We start from the raw sequence: 17,909 nt of genomic DNA on the forward strand, positions 1-17,909 counted from the left end.
CGCTTTTCCTTTCAGGCGCCCGGCCGCGGCCGGAGCTTTTCGGCGACGATGGATCCAATCTGGACCAACGCCGCGGGTTGCACCATGTCGTAATGGTTGGTCGGGATCTCGTGGTGTTCGATCGTGCCGCTGGTGAAGTCCTTCCAGCTGGCGACGGCCTCCGACACGGGCAGGTGCGCCGGCCGGTCCTCCGAGGCGACGAACAGCAGGATGTCGCCGTTGAACGGCGAGGCCGTGTGCTGCGGCCCGACCTTCCAGAGGTTCTTCATGACCGCTTCCAGCCGCTCCCGGGCACCGGGGCCCTGGACCATGCCCCCGGCGAGCTCCAGATCCTGCTGCTTTCGTTTCTGCAGGCCGTCTTCGTCGCGCGCGGCCTCTTCGGTCACCGTGCCGGTCGCGTTCCGTCCCATGTAGACGGGATAGGCGTCGAGCAGCGCGAGCAGGCCGAGTTCTTCCCCGTCCGCTTCGAGCATCGCGGCCATCGCCTGCGCGATCCGGCCGCCGAGCGACCAGCCGAGCAGGTGATACGGCCCGGTCGGCTGCACGGCGCGGATGTGCTCGAGGTAGTCGGCCGCCATCTCTTCGACGCTCTCGGGCAGGCGTTCGGTCCGCGCGAGGCCGCGTGCCTGCACGCCGTAGACCGGCTGGTTCGCGGGAAGATGCCGCAGCAGCGGCCCGTAGTTCCAGCTCAGCCCGCCGCTCGCGTGCACGCAGAACAGCGGCGGGCGGTCGCCGCCTGCCTGCAGCGGCAACAGGATCTCGTAGTCACCGGTCTTCACCGAGGTGCTCGTGCGCCGCCGCTCCCCCACCACGATCAGGGTCTTGGCCGGGGTCTTGCGGGCGAGCAGGCCGGTGTTCAGCATCCGGTGTCCCGGCTCGCCGAACGGGCAGGGCTCCCCCGTCTTGCCTTCGTCGACCGCCGGCCCGGTGACATAGAGGTCGCCGACGACGCCGGGGGCGACAGGCTGCTTCCGGTCGTCGAGCACCAGCGCGCCGAGCGGACCCAGCTCCGCGACCACCGAAGGCACGTCGCCCGCCCACCGCGCCGGCGCGATCGCCGGACGGCCGCGTTCGGTGTCGTCGAGGAAGAGGTCCAGGTCGCTGATCCGCCGCTGGGGATCCTGCGCGACCTGTTCCAGGACGTGGACCAGCCGACGCGCGACCGATTCCGCCGTGGCCTCGTCGAACAGGTCCGCGGCGTACCGAAGAGTGCCTTCGAGACCGTCCTCGTCGTCGTCCTCGTCGAGCCGCTCGGTGAGCTTGAACGCGAGATCCAGTTCCGTGGCCTCGGTTCCGCCGGGTACGACGCTGGTGCGCAGGGCGGGCAGTTCCGCCGCGTCCCACGCGCCGATGTCCTCCTCGTCGACCTCCAGCCCCACCTGGAACACGGGGTGACGGGACAGCGAGGCGGGCAGGTCCAGCAGGTCGACGATCCGCTCGAACGGGACGTCGAGGTGCTGGCGCGCGGCCCGCACGGCCTCCTGCACCCGCGTGACGACTTCGAGGAACGTCGGGTCGCCGGAGAGGTCCGTGCGCAGGGCGAAGGGGCGCGCGAACGGCCCGACCATCGGTTCGAGGTCGATGAGGTCCTCGTCCCGCGCCAGCGTCGTCCCGATCACGAGATCTTCGCCCGCCCCGAATTTGCTCAGCAGCATGGCGAGCGCGGCGTGCACGACGTGGCTCGTGTCGGCGCCGAGCCGCTCCACCGCTTCGGTCAGCCGGTCGTATGGCTCGGCGCCCAGCCGCAGCGCGACCGTGCCCGCCTGCCGCGAGGGGACGGCCGGACGCGGCCGGTCGAACGGGAGCACCGTCTCCCCTTCGATCCCGGTCAGGGTGTCCCGCCAGAAGACGACCTGTTCGTTGATCAGGCTGCCCTGTTCGTCCTCGTCGGCGAGCAGCCGCTGCTCCCAGATCGCGTAGTCGGCGAACTGCAGCGCCAGCGGCGCGCGTTCCGGCACCCGGCCCGAACGCCGCGCGCCGTACGCGGCCGCAAGATCGCGGAAGAACACGTCGAGCGAGTCGTCGTCGGCGAGGATCCGGTGCAGCCGCAGGTGCAGCACGTGTTCCTTCTCCGAGAGCGCGAACAGATCGCAGCGCCACGGCACCTCACGAGTGAGGTCGAAGACCGACGCGCGCAGTCCGGCGAGCAGTCCGGGGAGTTCCTCCTCGGTGGCCGGGACCGGCGACAGCTCGATGGCCGCGGGCTCGTGGACCAGCTGCCGGACGTTCTGCGCGTCTCCGGGGAACGTCGTGCGCAGGACCTCGTGCCGGGTCGCGACATCGCCGAGCGCCGCCGCCAGCGCGGCCACGTCCAGCCTGCCGCGCAGGCGCAGCGCGACCGAGATGTGCAGTGCGGCGGTCTCCTCGCCGGGGCTGGCCAGCAGCCAGGCCCGGAGCTGCCGCGCGGTGAGCGGAACCCGCTCGGGCCGCTCGGCGGGCTCCAGCGCGGGACGGGACTTCGCGGCGAGCGCCCTCGCGACACCGGCGGGCGTCGGCGAGGAGAACAGCTGCCGGATGGGCAGATCCACACCGATCACCTCGCGGATCCGCGCGATGAGCCGCATCGCCAGCGCGGAACTGCCGCCGAGGTCGTGGAAGGCGTCGTCGACGCCCACGTTGTCGACGCCGAGGATCTCGGAGAACAGCTCGCAGAGCACCTTCTCGGATTCGCTCTCCGGCGCCTTCTCCGACGCGCGGCCCGCGAGATCCGGAGCGGGAAGCGCCCGGCGGTCGACCTTTCCGTTGGGAGTGACCGGAAGGCCGGGCAGGGCGACGACCGCCATGGGGACCATGTACGCGGGCAGCACGAGACCCATCTGGTGCTTGATCTCCTCCGGGCCGGCGTCACCGCCGTCGGAGACGAAGTACCCCACCAGCCGCTTCTCCCCCGGCTGGTCCTCGCGCGCCATGACGACGGCCTCGACCACGCCCGGCTGGGCCGCCAGCACGGATTCGACCTCGCCCAGTTCGACCCGGTAACCGCGGATCTTCACCTGGTCGTCGGCACGTGCGAGGAACACGACCTCGCCGTCGCGGGTCCAGCGCGCCAGGTCGCCGGTGCGGTACATGCGTTCACCGGGAAGGAACGGGCACGCCACGAAACGTTCGGACGTGAGGCCCGGGCTGTCGAGGTATCCGCGTGCCAGCCCCGTTCCCGCGATGTACAGCTCACCCGCCACACCCGGCGCGACCGGCCGCAGGAACGCGTCGAGGAGGTAGATCCGCCGGTTCGTCATGGGGTGACCGATCGGCAGTTCCCGGTCGACGACGTCGCCGGGTTCGATCGGGAGCCACGTCGCGCACAGGGTGGTCTCGGTCGGCCCGTAGGTGTTGCGCACGCGCAGGTTCGGCTGCGCCCGCCGCAGGTTCTCCACGGACTGCGCGGGTACGACGTCGCCACCGGTGCCGATCTCGACCAGGCCCTCGAAGCATTCCGGCGACGTTTCCGCCAGGGCGCGGAAGGTACCGGCGGTGAGGTGGACGTAGTTCGCGCCGCGTGCGACGGCCTGCCGCACTCCCGCCGCGTCGAGCACGCCGGGCTCGGTGAGCAGGACGCGGGCGCCCGTCGAAAGCGGCACCCACATCGCGTACAGCGAGGGGTCGAAGACGTGCGTCGCGTGCATGAGGACACCGTCACCCGGGCCGATCTGCCAGCCCTGGTCGCCGGCCAGCCCCGCCACGCCACCGTGCGGGATCCCCACGCCCTTGGGCAGGCCGGTGGATCCGGAGGTGTACATGACATACGCCAGGTCGTCCGCGCTCGGTCGGAATTCCGGAGCCGTGGCGGCGGAAGCGTCGATGGCGGCCCGCGTTTCCGGTGCGTCGAGGACGATCGTGTCCTTCGCGACGACGCCACTGGTGGCCTGTGTGCACAGGACGATCGAGACCGCGGAGTCGTCGAGGATGAACGCGATCCGCTCGGCCGGGTACTCGACGTCCACCGGGACGTACGCGGCGCCCGCCTTCCAGATCGCCAGGAACGCGATGAGCAGCTCCGGCGACCGTTCCATCGCCACACCGACACGGTCACCGCGGCCGACGCCACGGGAAGCGAGATACGCGGCCAGCCGGTTCGAAGCCTGGTCGAGGGCGGCATAGGTGAGATCCGCGCCCGCGGCATCGGTGATCGCCACCGCCTCGGGCGCCTCGGTCACCCGTCGCGCGAACAGTTCGACGACGGATTCTCCGGGAACCGGGCCTTCGGTCGCGTTGAATTCGTCCACCACCAAAGCGCGTTCGGCCTCGCTCAGCAGCGTCAGCCTGCCGACGAGGACGTCGGGCTCGGCGACCAGCCGTTCCAGCACGCGGGCGAGCGCGCCGACGACCGATCCGGCGACCTTCTCGTCGAACAGGCCGCGGTCGTAGTCGAGGATGAGCGGCATCTGCTCACCCGGACCGGTGACCAGGGTGAAGGGGTAGTGCGAGGAATTACGTCCCCGCTTGACCGGACGCAGCGTCAGGCCGTCGTGCGCCTGGCCGAGTCCCTTGCGGGGGAAGTTCTCGTAGATGACGAGCGTGTCGAACACCGCGCCGGGCCCGACGACGGCCTGCACGTCCTGGAGGCCGAGATGCTGGTGCGCCATGAGGGCCGACTGGTCGCGCTGCAGTTCGGCGAACAGGTCGACCGCCCGCTTCGCGCCGTCGAGCCGCACCCGCACCGGCAGGGTGTTGAGCAACTGACCGACCATCGACTCGACACCCGCCAATTCGGCGGGACGGCCCGAAGCGGTCGCGCCGAACACCACGTCGGTCCGGCCGGCGAGCTGCGCCAGCACGACCGCCCACGCGCCCTGCACGACGGTGTTCAGCGTGAGGTCGTGGCCGCGGGCCAGATTCGCCAGCCCGTCGGTGAGTTCCGTGGACAGCTCGACGATCGTGGTGTCGATCTCCGGCACCCGGCCGGGATCCGCGGGCGCCACCGCGGTCGGCGTGTCGAGCCCGGCGAACTCCTCGCGCCAGGCCGCGCGGGCGATTTCCTTGTCCTGCTTGCCGAGCCAGGCGAGATAGTCCCGATAGGACACTGTGGGCGGCAGCCCGGACGCGTCCCCGCCCGCGGCGTAGATCGCGGCGAGTTCGCGGTGGATGATCGGCATCGACCAGCCGTCGGTCAGCACGTGGTGCAGGGTGTGCACGAGCCGGTGGCGGTCCGGGCCGAGCCGGATCAGGTGCAGCTTCATCAGCGGCGCCACCTCGATGCGGAGCCGCTCGGCCAGCTCGTCCGCGGCCAGGCGGTCGACCTCGCTGTCGAGGATCTCCTCCGGCAGCCCGGTGAGATCCGTTTCGCGCCAAGGGATCTGGGCGTCCCGCGTGATGACCTGCACCATCTGCGCGCCGCTGACGTAACGGAAACAGGCCCGCAGCGCGGCATGCCGGTCGACGAGTGCCTGCCACGACGCCCTCAGCAGCGCGGCGTCGAGCGGGCCGTCGATGCCGTAGACGGTCTGCACGGTGTAGGTGTCGGGCCCCTCGTCGTCGAGGGCGGTGTGATAGAGCATTCCCTCCTGCAGCGGGGAAAGAGGCCAGACGTCCTCCACGCTGGAACGCGGTTTCGCGCGAGTGTCGTCAACGGTCACGATCTGCTCCTTGGTGAAGTGGGTGAACTCGCGTGCTCGGGGGCGCGACTCGCGTGATCGGGGGCGTATCTCGCGTGATCAGAGACGTAACTCGCGTGATCGGAGCCGTACACGCGAGTTACGCCTCCAAGCACGTGAGTTACGCCTCCAAGCACGTGAGTGCGGTGTCTGATCACGAGAACCCGGCCTCGAGCTGGTCCAGCTGGTCTGGGGAAAGGGCGACGAGCGAGCCCCCGGCGGGTTCCGGTTCCGGAGTGGTCTCGCCTTCGGCCGGGATCTCCTTGACGAGCGTCGCCAGCCGTTCCGGTGTCTTCTCTTCGAACACCTGCCACGGGCTCAGTTCCAGCCCTTCGCGGCGGGCGCGGGCCGACAGCTGCATCGAGGTGATCGAGTCGCCGCCGAGTTCGAAGAAACTGTCGTCGGGCCCGACCTGCTCCAGGCCGAGCACCTCCGCGAACAGCTCGCACAGCTTCGCCTCCATGGCCGTGCGCGGGTCGCGGCCGGAGGACAGGCCGGAGAAGTCGGGCGCCTGGAGCGCCCGGTGGTCGAGCTTGCCGTTCGGGGTGAGCGGCATCTTCTCCAGCGCCACGAACGCCGCGGGCATCATGTACTCCGGCAGCCGGGCGGCCGCCATCTCGCGCAGCACCGAGGTGAGCGAAACGTCCGCCTCGTCCGCGGGCACGACGTACGCCACCAGCCGTTTGTCGCCCGGCCCGTCCCGGTGGACGGCGACCGCGACCTGCGCGACGCCCGGATGTTCGGCCAGCACGTTCTCGATCTCCGCGGGCTCGACCCGGTAGCCGCGCACCTTCACCTGCGCGTCGACGCGGCCGACGAAGATCAGCTCGCCGTCGGGATCCCAGCGGAACCGGTCGCCGGAGCGGTACATGCGCTCGCCCGGCGTGAACGGGTCGGCGACGAACCGTTCCGACGTCAGCCCCGGCCGCCCGAGATACCCGCGGGCGAGTCCGGCTCCCGCGATGTACAGCTCGCCCGCGACCCCCGGCGGCACCGGCTGCAGGTACGCGTCGAGGATGTAGTGCTTTACGTTCCGGATCGGGCCGCCGAGCGGGACGACCTCGTGGCCCGGCGACAACGGGGCGCTCATGGTCGAGCAGATCGTCGTCTCGGTCGGGCCGTAAGCGTTGATGAACCGGCGCCCCGGCGACCAGCGGTCGACCAGCGCCGGCGTGCACACCTCGCCGCCGGTCAGGACGCCGCGCAGCGTGTCCGGCAGATCCTCCTCGACCGCCAGCACACTGGGCGACACCGTGAGATGCGTGATCCCCCACTGCCGCAGCGCGTCGCCCAGCGTCACCCGCGGCGGCATGCTCTCCGCGTCGGCCAGCACGAGCGTCGCGCCGGCCAGCAGGGCCATGTACAGCTCGGAGACGATGGCGTCGAAGCCGATCGCGGACAACTGCAGGACCCGCGAGGACGACGTCACGCCAAGGCGTTCGATATGCGCGGTCGCCAGGTTCCCGAGCCCGGAATGAGTGACCTGGACACCCTTCGGCACCCCTGTCGACCCGGACGTGTAGATGACGTACGCCGCGTTGGTCGTCTTCACCGACGGCAACACGACCGACGGATCCGCGGCGGGAAGTTCGTCCAGCAGCAGGATCTCGCCGTCGAACTTCTCCGGCACGACCGCCCGGGTAGCCGACGTGCACACCAGCACCTGCGGCGCCGAACTGGTCAGCATCAGCTCGATGCGCTCGGCCGGATAGTCCGGGTCGACCGGGACGAACGCCCCGCAGGCGAACGTCACGCCCATCATGGTCACCACGAGTTCGGCCGACCGCTCGACCAGCACCCCGACCCGGGTCTCCCGCCGGACACCCAGCCCGACGAGCAACCGCGCCAGCGTCTCGACCTCACCGAGCAGTTCGCCGTAGGTCAAGGTCCGCTTCGCGTCCTCGATCGCCACCGCGTCCCGCGACCGCTCCACCTGACGGCGGAACAGCACCGGCAGGGTCTCCGCCTCGAACGGCACCTCGGTCCGGTTCCACTCCTCGATCACCAGGCGGCGCTGCTCCGGCCCGATCAGGGCGACCCGGCCGACCGGCACCCGCGGCTCGGTCACCACCTGGTCGAGCGCCCGGATGATCGAGGCGACGATCTCTTCGATCCGGTCGCGGCCGAACACGTCCGGCCGGTAGATGACCTCACCGTGGACACCGCCACCCTCGGAAGCGCGGATGGACAACGGATAGTGCCCGGTGTCGTCCGGGATCCCCGCCGGGCGCAGGGCGAGGACGTCGGGATCGTCGGACGGCGGGGGCGGCGGCGGGTAGTTCTCGAACACCACGATCGTGTCGAAGGCCGCGCCGGGACCGGCGAGCTGGTTGATCTCGGTCAGCCCGACGTGCTGGTGCGGCATCAGCGCGACCTGGCGTGCCTGCAGATCCGCCAGCATCTCCAGGAACGGCTGGGCGCCGGTGAGCCGCGCCCGGACCGGCAGCATGTTCATGAACAGGCCGACCGCGGTTTCCACCCCGGGGATCTCGACCGGCCGCCCGGCCACCGTGGTCCCGAAGACGACGTCGTCGCGTCCGGTCAGCCTGGCCAGCAGAAGTGCCCACACGCCTTGAAAAAGCGTGTTCGTCGTGACGCCGTGCCGCCGGGTGAACTCCATCAGGCGGCCGCTGAGGTCGTCGTCGAGTTCGAAGCGGACGCGATCCGGCTCGATGGGTACGGCGATCGTGTCCGGCGGCACCACGTGGGTCGCCTCGTCGAGCCCGGCGAGTTCGGTCCGCCACGCTTCCTTGGCCGCCGCCTTGTCCTGGCGGGAAAGCCAGGCGAGGTACTCGCGGTACGACGTCGGTGTGGGAAGCGGCCGGTCGTCTTCATAGGCCGCCATAACCTCGCCGAGGAACACCGGAAGCGACCAGCCGTCGGCCGAGATGTGGTGCGACCGGAGCACCAGCCGGTGCCTGCGCTCGGTGAACCGCACCAGGTGCAGATGCAGCAGCGGCGCCTTCGCCAGATCGAACCGCTCGGCGTGGGATTCCGCCGCGAGCCGCTCGAATTCCGCCAGCGCCTCGTCCTCGGGCAGGTGCGACAGATCGGTTTCCTGCCACGGCACCGCGACGTCGCGGACGACGGCCTGGACGGCGGTCCCGGAGCCTAGGCGGTGGAATCCCGCCCGCAGCGCGGGATGCCGGTCGAGCAGGGTCTGCCACGCCGCGTGGAACCGGGCGACGTCCAGCGGCCCGTCGAGGATGATGTCGCGGATACCGGCGTAGACGTCCGGGCCGCGCTCGTCGACCGCGTGGAACAGCAACCCTTCCTGCAGCGGGGAAAGCGGCCAGATGTCGGCCAGGCTCGGCACGAGGGCATCGACGTCCGTCACTTCCTGCTGCGTCAGCGAAATCAGCGGGAAGTCGGACGGCGTGTGTCCGCCCGCGCCACCCTCGGTGTCGAGGGCGAGGCCGGTCAGCATGTCCAGCCACGCCTGGCCGAGCGACTCCGCGTCGGCCTCCGTGAGCAGGCGTTCCGCCCAGGTCAGAGTCAGCGAAAACTCCCCGTCGAGCACGACCGCGTCGATTTCGACGGCGTGCCGCAGCGGCAGGTCGTCCTCCGCCGTCCCGCCGATGGTCCCGGCCAGCTGCCAGGGTTCCGCGTCGCCTTCGGGCCGGGCCGAGAACCGCCCGAGGTAGTTGAAGCCGATCTCCGGCGACGGCAGCGCCGCCAGCACCTTCCCGGTCTCCGCGTCGAGATACCGCAGCATCCCGTAGCCGAGCCCGCCGTCCGGCACCGCTCGCACGTTTTCCTTGACCTGCTTCAGCAACTTGCCGGGCGTGTCCGCCCCGGCGGTGTCCAACCTCAGCGGATGGACGTCGGTGAACCAGCCGAGCGTCCGCGACAGATCCATTCCGTCGAGCGGCTGACGGCCATGTCCTTCCACGTCCACCACGACGGCGGTGCCGCCACGCCACTGGGTGACCGCACCGGCGAGGGTCGCCAGCAGTACCTCGTGGACGCCGCAGTGGAAGGCCGTGGTGGTCTTCTCGACGAGCACGCTCGCGCGATCCCTCGGCAGGGTCCACGACTTGCGCCCCGACGTCGCGATGGTGTCGCGCCGAGGATCGAGTTCACCGATCCGCGCCTGCGCGCCGTCGAGGATTTCCGTCCACAGCTCCAGTTCCCCGGTCCGCGACGCCGCCTGATCGGCCAGCGTCCGCGCCCAGCGCCGGAACGAAACGGGCGGTGGGTCGAGCACCGGTTCCTCGCACGCCGCTTGCAGATCGGCCAGCAGGACACGCCACGACACCACGTCGACCGCGAGGTGATGGGCGGCCAGCACGAGCCGTCCCTCGGAGCCGGCATCCACCCAAACGGCCTGGAGCATCACACCCGCGACGGGGTCGAGCCGTCCGGCGGCCTCATGCGCGTGACGTTCCGCGATTTCGTCGAGGTCACCGGCTCCGGCCTCGACCCGCTGAAGCAGCGCCGCCGCGTCCACGGTTCCCCGCTCGGCCACCACTAGACCCGACTCGGTGACCAGGCTCCGCAGCAGATCATGGGTGTCGATCACCGCACGCAGACCGGCCGTCAGCACCTCGAGAGAAAGGTCGCCGGGCACGCCCGCCGTCACCCACTGCGCCAGCGCGCCCCGCGACATCGCACCCGGATCGCGTTCGAGCAGCGCCCGCACGACCGGCGTCCACGGCACCTCGCCGACACCGTCGGCGACCTCGGCCCCCTGCACGCCGCGCTCGGCGACCGCCGCGATCCCCGCGGGGGTCTTCTGTTCGAAGACCTGCTTGGCGCCGAAGACGAAGTCCTCGCGCCGGGCTCGGGCGGCCAGCCGCATCGAGAGGATCGAGTCGCCGCCCAGTTCGAAGAAGCTGTCGTCCGCGCCGACCCGGTCCAGGCCGAGGATCTCGGCGAAGAGATCGGTCATGACGCGTTCGGCCTCGGTCCGCGGTTCGCGGCCTGCCGGTCTCCCGGCGAATTCGGGGGCGGGCAGGGCGGCGCGGTCGATCTTTCCGTTGAGGGTCAACGGGAACGTATCCAGCACCAGCACCACCGCGGGCACCATGAACTCCGGCAGCCGCTCCGCGAGCCGGGTGCGGATCGCTTCGGATTCCAGTCCCGGTTCCGCGGTCACGTAGGCGATCAGCCGCTTCTCACCGGGACGTTCCTCCCGCGCCACCACGACGGCCTGCGAGACGTCGGGCAGCGCGGTCAGCGCCGCCTCGATCTCCCCCGGTTCGACGCGGTAGCCCCGGATCTTCACCTGGGAGTCGGCCCGGCCGCCGAACAGCAGCTCTCCGTCGTCGGTCCAGCGCGCGAGGTCGCCCGTGCGGTACATGCACTCACCGGCGGCGAACGGGTTCGCGACGAAGCGCTGCGCCGTCGCGGTCGGAGCGCCCAGATAACCGTGCGCCAGACCGGCACCGGCGAGGTACAGCTCGCCGGTCACGCCCGGCGCCACCGGCTGCAGGAACGCGTCGAGCACGTACGCCTGCCTGCCGGCCAGCGGTCCGCCGATCGGCAGGACGTCGCCCGTCTCGGCACCCGGTTCGAGGACGAGCCAGGTGGCGCACAGCGTGATTTCGGTGGGGCCGTACAGCTGCCGGAACCGGACGTCCGGGCACGCGTGGCGCATCCGTTCGACCGAGGCGAGCGGCACCGCGTCGCCACCGGTCAGGATCTCCCGCAGCCCGATGAAGGATTCCGGCGCTTCCTCGGCCACCACGCGGAAGGTCCCGGCGGTCAGGTGGATGGTGGTGACACCGCGTTCGACCGCTTCCCGCACCCGCTGCGCGTCGACCGCGCCCGGCTCCGCGACCACCACGGCGGCCCCGCTCACCAGCGGCACCCAGATCTCGACCAGCGACGCGTCGAACGCGTGGGAAGCGTGCAGCAGCACCCGATCCCCCGGCCCCTGCGACCAGCCCGGGTCACCCGCGAGCGCCGCGACACTGCCGTGCGGCACCGAAACACCCTTCGGCACGCCGGTCGATCCCGACGTGTACATCACGTAGGCCGTGTCGTGCGCCCCGACGGTGACGGGCGGCGCCGCATGCTCCGTCGCGCCCACGACGACCGGCTCGACGCCGTCCGGCACCGCGTCGCGGCTCGCCGCCACGCAGATCGCCAGCGCGGCACCGGAATCGGCCAGCATCCGCTCGATCCGTTCCGCGGGGTAGTCCACGTTCACCGGAACCTGGGCCGCACCGGCCTTCCAGACCGCGAGCAGGGCGACGAGCAGATCCGCGCCGCGGTCCATCACGACGCCGACGCGGTCACCACGCCGGACACCCCGCGCGGCCAAGGACCCGGCCAGCCCATCGGACTCGCGGTCGAGTTCGGCATAGGACAGCGTGCGGTCGCCATCGACGACCGCCGCCGCGTCCGGGGATTCCGCGGCCCGGAGCCGGAACAGCTCGGGCACCGTGACCCCCGTCGTCGCCTCACCCGTCGCGTTCCACCGCTCCACCACGGACTCGCGCGCCGGTTCGCTCGTCACGCCGAGGCGTCCCACGGGAAGCGAAGCCGCCGCCGGCACCCGCTCCAGGACCCGCACGACCTGCTTCGCGACCTCGGCCGCCGTTCCCGCGTCGATCCGGTCGGGCCGGAAGGCCACGCGGATCAGCAGGCTCTTGCCGGGCGAAACGCTCATGGTCAGCGGATAGCCGGTACCGGTCCTGGTCTCGACCGCGCTGATCGCGACACCGCCGTCGTCGCCGAGACCGTCGGCGTCGTGCGGGTAGTTCTCGATCATCACGATGGTGTCGAAGACCGCGCCCGCCCCCGCCGCGCGTTGCACCTGCGACAGCCCCAGGTACTGATGCTCGGTCAACGCGGACTGCCGGGCTTGCAGATCCTGGAGCATTTCCAGCACCGGCAGGTCGCCGTCGAGTGGCACGCGGACCGGGACGGTGTTGATGAACATCCCCACCATCTGTTCCACGTCCGGCACGTCCGCCGGGCGCCCGGAAACGACCGTCCCGAACACGACGTCCGTCCGGCTCGCCAGCCGCGACAGCACCAGCGCCCACGCGCCCTGCACGATCGTGCTCAGCGTCAGGCCGTGACCGCGGGCGAAACCGGTGAGCGCTCGTGTCGCCGCCTCGGGCAGCGATTCGGCGTGCTCACCCGGCACGACCATCGCCTTGTCCGCGTCGGCGTCCACCACGGTCGGCTCGTCGGAACCGGCGAGTTCGGCCCGCCACGCCGCCTGCGTCGCCCGCTCGTCCTGGCGGCTCAACCAGGTCAGATAGTCCTTGTAGGACGGTGACTTCGACGGGGCTTGCCCGCCCGCGTAGGCGATCGACACTTCACCCAGGACGAGCGGCGTGGACCAGCCGTCGAGGAGAACGTGGTGCGACGTCAGCACGAACCGGTGCCGCACCGGGCTCAGCTTGATCAGCATCAGCCGGAGCAGCGGCGCCTTGGTCACGTCGAAGCGCTCGGCCTGGTCCTCAGCGAGCAGGCGTTCGATCTCCGCGGCCGCGTCCGCTTCCCCGACATGCGAGAGATCGACCTCGCGCCAAGGGATTTCCGCTTCGGCGGCGACGACCTGCACCGGCTCGCCGGAAGCCAGCTGGTGGAAGCCGGTCCGCAGCGTCTCGTGCCGGGCGACCACCTGGTTCCACGCGGCGCGCAGCCGCTCGGCGTCGAGTGGCCCGTCGAGGTCGAGGATCCGCTGGCTCTGGTAGACGTCGACACCGTCGTCGGCGACGGCCCGTTCGAAGAGCATGCCTTCCTGCAGCGGCGAAAGCGGCCAGATGTCGGTCAGCCCCGGCGTCACGGCTTCCAGCTCGGTCACGTCCTGCTGCGCCAGTTCGACGAGCGCGAAGTCGGACGGCGTGTGCCCACCGGCGGCGGAATCGGCGGCGAGCGCGTTCAGCGTCGCCAGCCAGGCCTCACCGAGACGTTCCACCGTGGCGGGATCGAGGTCCCGGCCGTCGATGGCGAGCCCCAGCCGGGGCCCGTCCGCCGTGTCCTGGACCTCCGCGCCGACCTCCACGGGGTGGGCCAGGATCATGTCCGGGCCGCCGCCGAGTGGTCCTTCGCCCGCCGGTTGCCACGCCGGGTCCTTGGCGGAAAGGCTTGTCCGGCCGAGATAGTTGAAGCCGATCTGCGCGGACGGCAATTCCGCGAGCCTGGCACCGGTGTCGGGGTTGAGGTAACGCAGGAGCCCGTAGCCGAGCCCGTCGCCGGGAACCTCACGGATCTGTTCCTTGGCCGTCTTCAGCAGGTCCCCCGCGGAGACGTCGAAGCGGACCGGGTGCACGCTGGTGAACCAGCCGACGGTACGCAGCAGGTCCTCGCCGTCGGCGGCCTCGCGGCCGTGGCCTTCGACGTCCACCAGCAGCGCGCCGCTCCCGCGCAGCCGCGTCACCGCGCCCGCGAGCCCCGCCAGCAGGACGTCCTGGATGCCGCAGTGGAAGGCGGCGGGCAACCGGGTCAGCAGGTCGTTCGCCACGTCACCGGACACCGTCGCGGACCACGAGTGCGTCTTTCCCGGGCTCGGTTCCACCGCCGGTTCCGCACCGTCGAGCAGGGCGATCCACTGCTCGGTCTCGGCCACGGTGCGCTCGTCGCGCGCCTGCTCGGCCAGCCGCCGCGCCCACTGCCGGTACGACGTCGCCACGGGTTCGAGCGCCGCGTCTTCGTAGGCCGAGCGCAGATCGGGCAGCAGGATTCCCCACGAGACCGCGTCGACGGCGAGGTGATGCGCCACCAGCGCGAGCCGTCCCTGCCCGGTGTCAGGAGCGTCGATCCACACCACGCGCAGCATCGCCCCGGCCGCCGGGTCCAGCGCGGCCGTCGCCTCGCGGACCTCGCGTTCGGCGGTCTCGTCCAGGTTCTCGGCGACCACGCGCGTCACGAGTGCGGCCGCGTCCACCGCGCCCGGCTCGGGCACGATCAGCCGCCCCGATTCCACCCGCGCCCGCAGCAGATCGTGCGTGTCCAGCAGCGCCTGAACGGCCTTGACCAGCTTGTTCTGGTCGAATTCCGCAGGGGTGACGATGACCCGTGCCTGCGCGAAGCCGGGGCGCACGGCGTTCTCGCCGAGGGCGAGCATCACCGGCGTCATCGGGATCTCGCCGACCCCACTGTCCACTGTGGAGGATTGCGCCGGTGTTTCCTTGGCCAGTGCCGCCAGCCGCTCGGGCGTCCGGTGCTCGAACACCAGCCGCGGCGTCAGGGAGATCCCCTCCCGCCGGGCGCGGGCGGCCACCTGCATCGACGAGATCGAGTCACCGCCCAGTTCGAAGAAGCTGTCTTCGACGCCGACCCGCTCCAGCCCGAGGACGTCGGCGAAAACTCCACAAAGGACTCGTTCGTCCTCGGTCGCGGGTTCGCGGCCCGCCGCCTTCGAGGAGAAGTCCGGCTCGGGAAGCGTCTGCCGGTCCACCTTGCCGTTGACGGTCAGCGGAAGTTCGTCCAGCACCAGGATCGCGGCCGGGACCATGAACTCGGGCAGCGTCTCGGCGAGCCGGCCGCTCAGGCTCGCCGGGTCGAGATCCTGCCCCGCTTCGGGGACGGCGTACCCGATCAACTGCTCACCACGGGCGATCACCACGGCCTGGGCGACGCCGGGAAGGCGGCCGAGCGCGACCTCGATCTCCCCGGGCTCCACCCGGTAGCCGCGGATCTTCACCTGGTCGTCGGCGCGGCCGGCGAACGCCAGCGTGCCGTTCTCCGTCCAGGACGCGAGGTCTCCGGTGCGATACATCCGCCCGCCGGGCACGAACGGATCCGCGACGAAGCGCTCGGCCGTCAGCGTCGAACGGCCCAGATAGCCCTGCGCCACACCGGCTCCGGCGACATACAGCTCACCAGGCAATCCCTCGGGCACGGGCCGCAGGAACGCGTCGAGGACGTAGACCCGCCGTCCCGCGAGCGGACGACCGATCGGCAGCACCGATCCCAGGTCGTCGCCGGGTTCGAGTACCCACCACGTCGCACACAGCGTGGCCTCGGTGGGCCCGTAGAGATGCCGCACCCGTACGTCCGGGCACGTCCGCCGCACCCGCTCGACCGCCGCGGGCGGCACGGCGTCGCCCCCGGTCAGCACCTCGCGCAGCCCGGCGACCGATTCGGGCGCTTCTTCCGCCAGCACCCGGAAACTGCCGGCCGTGAGGTGGGCGGCCGTGACCCCGTCCGCCACGTAGCCGGCCAGTGCCTCGCCGTCCACGGCACCCGATCCGGCGAGCACCACCCGGGCACCCGAGACCAGCGGCACCCACAGCTCGAACAGGGAGATGTCGAAAGCGTGCGAGGCGTGCATGAGCACCGCGTCGCCGGGGCCGACGTCCCAGCCCGGTTCGCCGACCAGCGCCGCGACATTGCCGTGCGACACCGCGACACCCTTGGGCATGCCCGTCGATCCCGACGTGTACATCACGTACGCGACGGTGTCCGCCGTGGCGCCGATCGACAGCCGGGCGGACTCCGCGATCGCTCGGCGCGTCTCCGGATCGTCGAGGACGATCGGCGCGAGACCGCCGTCCAGGACGGCGTCCCGATGCGCTTCGGTGCACACGACCGCCGACGGCTCGGCGTCCGCCAGCATGAACTTCACGCGTTCCGCCGGATACGCGGGGTCCAGCGGGATGTACGCCGCGCCCGCCTTCCACACCGCGAGCAGGGTCGCGATCAGGTCGGGCGACCGGTCCATCACCACGGCGACCCGGTCGCCGGGCCGGACTCCCTTGCCGCTCAAATAGCCCGCGAGCCGTTCGGCGCGCTCGGCCAGTTCCCCGTACGACAGGGTTTCGTCACCGGCGACGACGGCGATCGCGCTTTCGTCCTGACGTGAGAACAGATCCGGCGCCAGCGCGTCCGGTGCCCGCTCAGCCGAGACACCCCACTGCCCGATCCTTTCGCGCTCGGCTGCGCTCGTCACGTCGATGTCGGCGACGGTGAGGTCACCCGACAGCTGACGCAGCACCCCGGTGAACCGCTCGACGATGGCTCGCGCGGCGGCCTCGTCGAACAGGTCCGTCAGGTAGTCGAGCTTGACGAGCATCGACTCACCGGGAACGGCGACCAGCGTCAGCGGGTAGTGGGCCGCCTCCTGGCCCTGGTTCACGCGAATGCCGAAGGGCGCGGCGAAATCCGGCCCGCCGAGCTCGCGCGGGAAGTTCTCGAAGACGATCATGGTGTCGAAGCTCGCGCCGGGTCCGGCCGCCTGCTGGATGTCCGCGAGCCCGACGAACTGGTCGGGAATGAGCGCCGACTGGCGTCTTTGCAACTCCGCCAGCATCTCGACGACCGGCGCCGACCCGCGCAGCCGCGCGCGCACCGGGACGGTGTTGAGGAACAGCCCCACCATCCCCTCGATACCGGGCAGATCCGGCGGGCGCGCCGAAACGACCGCGCCGAACACGACGTCCGTGCGGCCGGACAGCTGCGCGAGCACCATCGCCCAAGCGCCCTGCACGACGGTGTTGAGCGTCAATCCGTTGCCGCGGGCCAGGTCTTCCAGCGACCGGGTGAGCTCCGGCGGCAGCTCGACCGTGACACTCTCGGGAATGCCGGGCGCGCGTCCCGGATCGGCGGGCGCCACCAGCGTCTGCGCTTCGAGGTCGCCGAGTTCGTTCGTCCAGGCCGCGAGTGCCTTCGTCTTGTCCTGACGGCTCAGCCACGCGAGATATTCGCGGTACGGCGTCACTTCCGGCAGCTCCGCCACCGTGTACAGCGCCGACAGCTCGTCGAACACGATGGGCAGCGACCAGGCGTCCATGATCGCGTGATGGCAGGTGACCACGAGGCGGTGGCTGTCTTCGCCGAGCCGGATCAACGTCAGCCGCAGCAACGGCGCCGTCGCGAGGTCGAACCGCTTCGTCCGGTCCTCCTCGGCCAGCTCTCGCACGGCAGCCTCGGGGTTTTCGACGTGGGACAGGTCGATCTCGCGCCAGGGCAGGTCCACCTGCCGGGCGATGATCTGCACCGTCTCGCCGGTTTTGCGCTGCCGGAAGCAAGCGCGCAGCGACGCGTGCCGGGCCAGCAGCGCCTCCCACGCCGCACGCAGCCTCGCCGCGTCGACCGGCCCGTCGAGCTCCAGGATCCAATGTCCGATGTAGACGTCGAGCCCTTCACCGTCGTAGACCGCGTGGAAGACCAGCCCTGCCTGCAACGGCGACAGCGGCCAGATGTCCTCGATCCGCGACTGAGCCATCAATATCTCCCTCGATCAGCGAAGTTCTTCGGCGAATCCCGTCCTGCGCGAAGTCGAGGCGCCGACGTCGAATGCGGCATGTCCCCCCACCGAATCGTCGCCCGAAGGGCCGACCCGGACAACATGTCCAACGGTCCCCGTTTTCCTGCCGTGAAAGCGCCTGTGGTGCGGGGTGTGTGGAAATAGGG

The 17,909-nt window shown here is 71.0% G+C and carries 2 protein-coding genes; both read right to left on the reverse strand.

The features are described 5' to 3' along the window. Window positions 1–11: 11 nt before the first annotated feature. Window positions 12–5,573 (reverse strand): non-ribosomal peptide synthetase, encoded by a 5,562-nt coding sequence (locus CVV72_RS21720; protein ID WP_219145552.1) that lies wholly within the window; start codon window positions 5,571–5,573, stop codon window positions 12–14. A gap of 172 nt (window positions 5,574–5,745) precedes the next feature. Continuing rightward, window positions 5,746–17,721 (reverse strand): non-ribosomal peptide synthetase, encoded by an 11,976-nt coding sequence (locus CVV72_RS21725; protein WP_219145553.1) that lies wholly within the window; start codon window positions 17,719–17,721, stop codon window positions 5,746–5,748. Between the last annotated feature and the right edge of the window lie 188 nt (window positions 17,722–17,909).

The sequence above is a fragment of the Amycolatopsis sp. TNS106 genome, from assembly GCF_019330265.1.
Classification (GTDB): domain Bacteria; phylum Actinomycetota; class Actinomycetes; order Mycobacteriales; family Pseudonocardiaceae; genus Amycolatopsis; species Amycolatopsis lurida.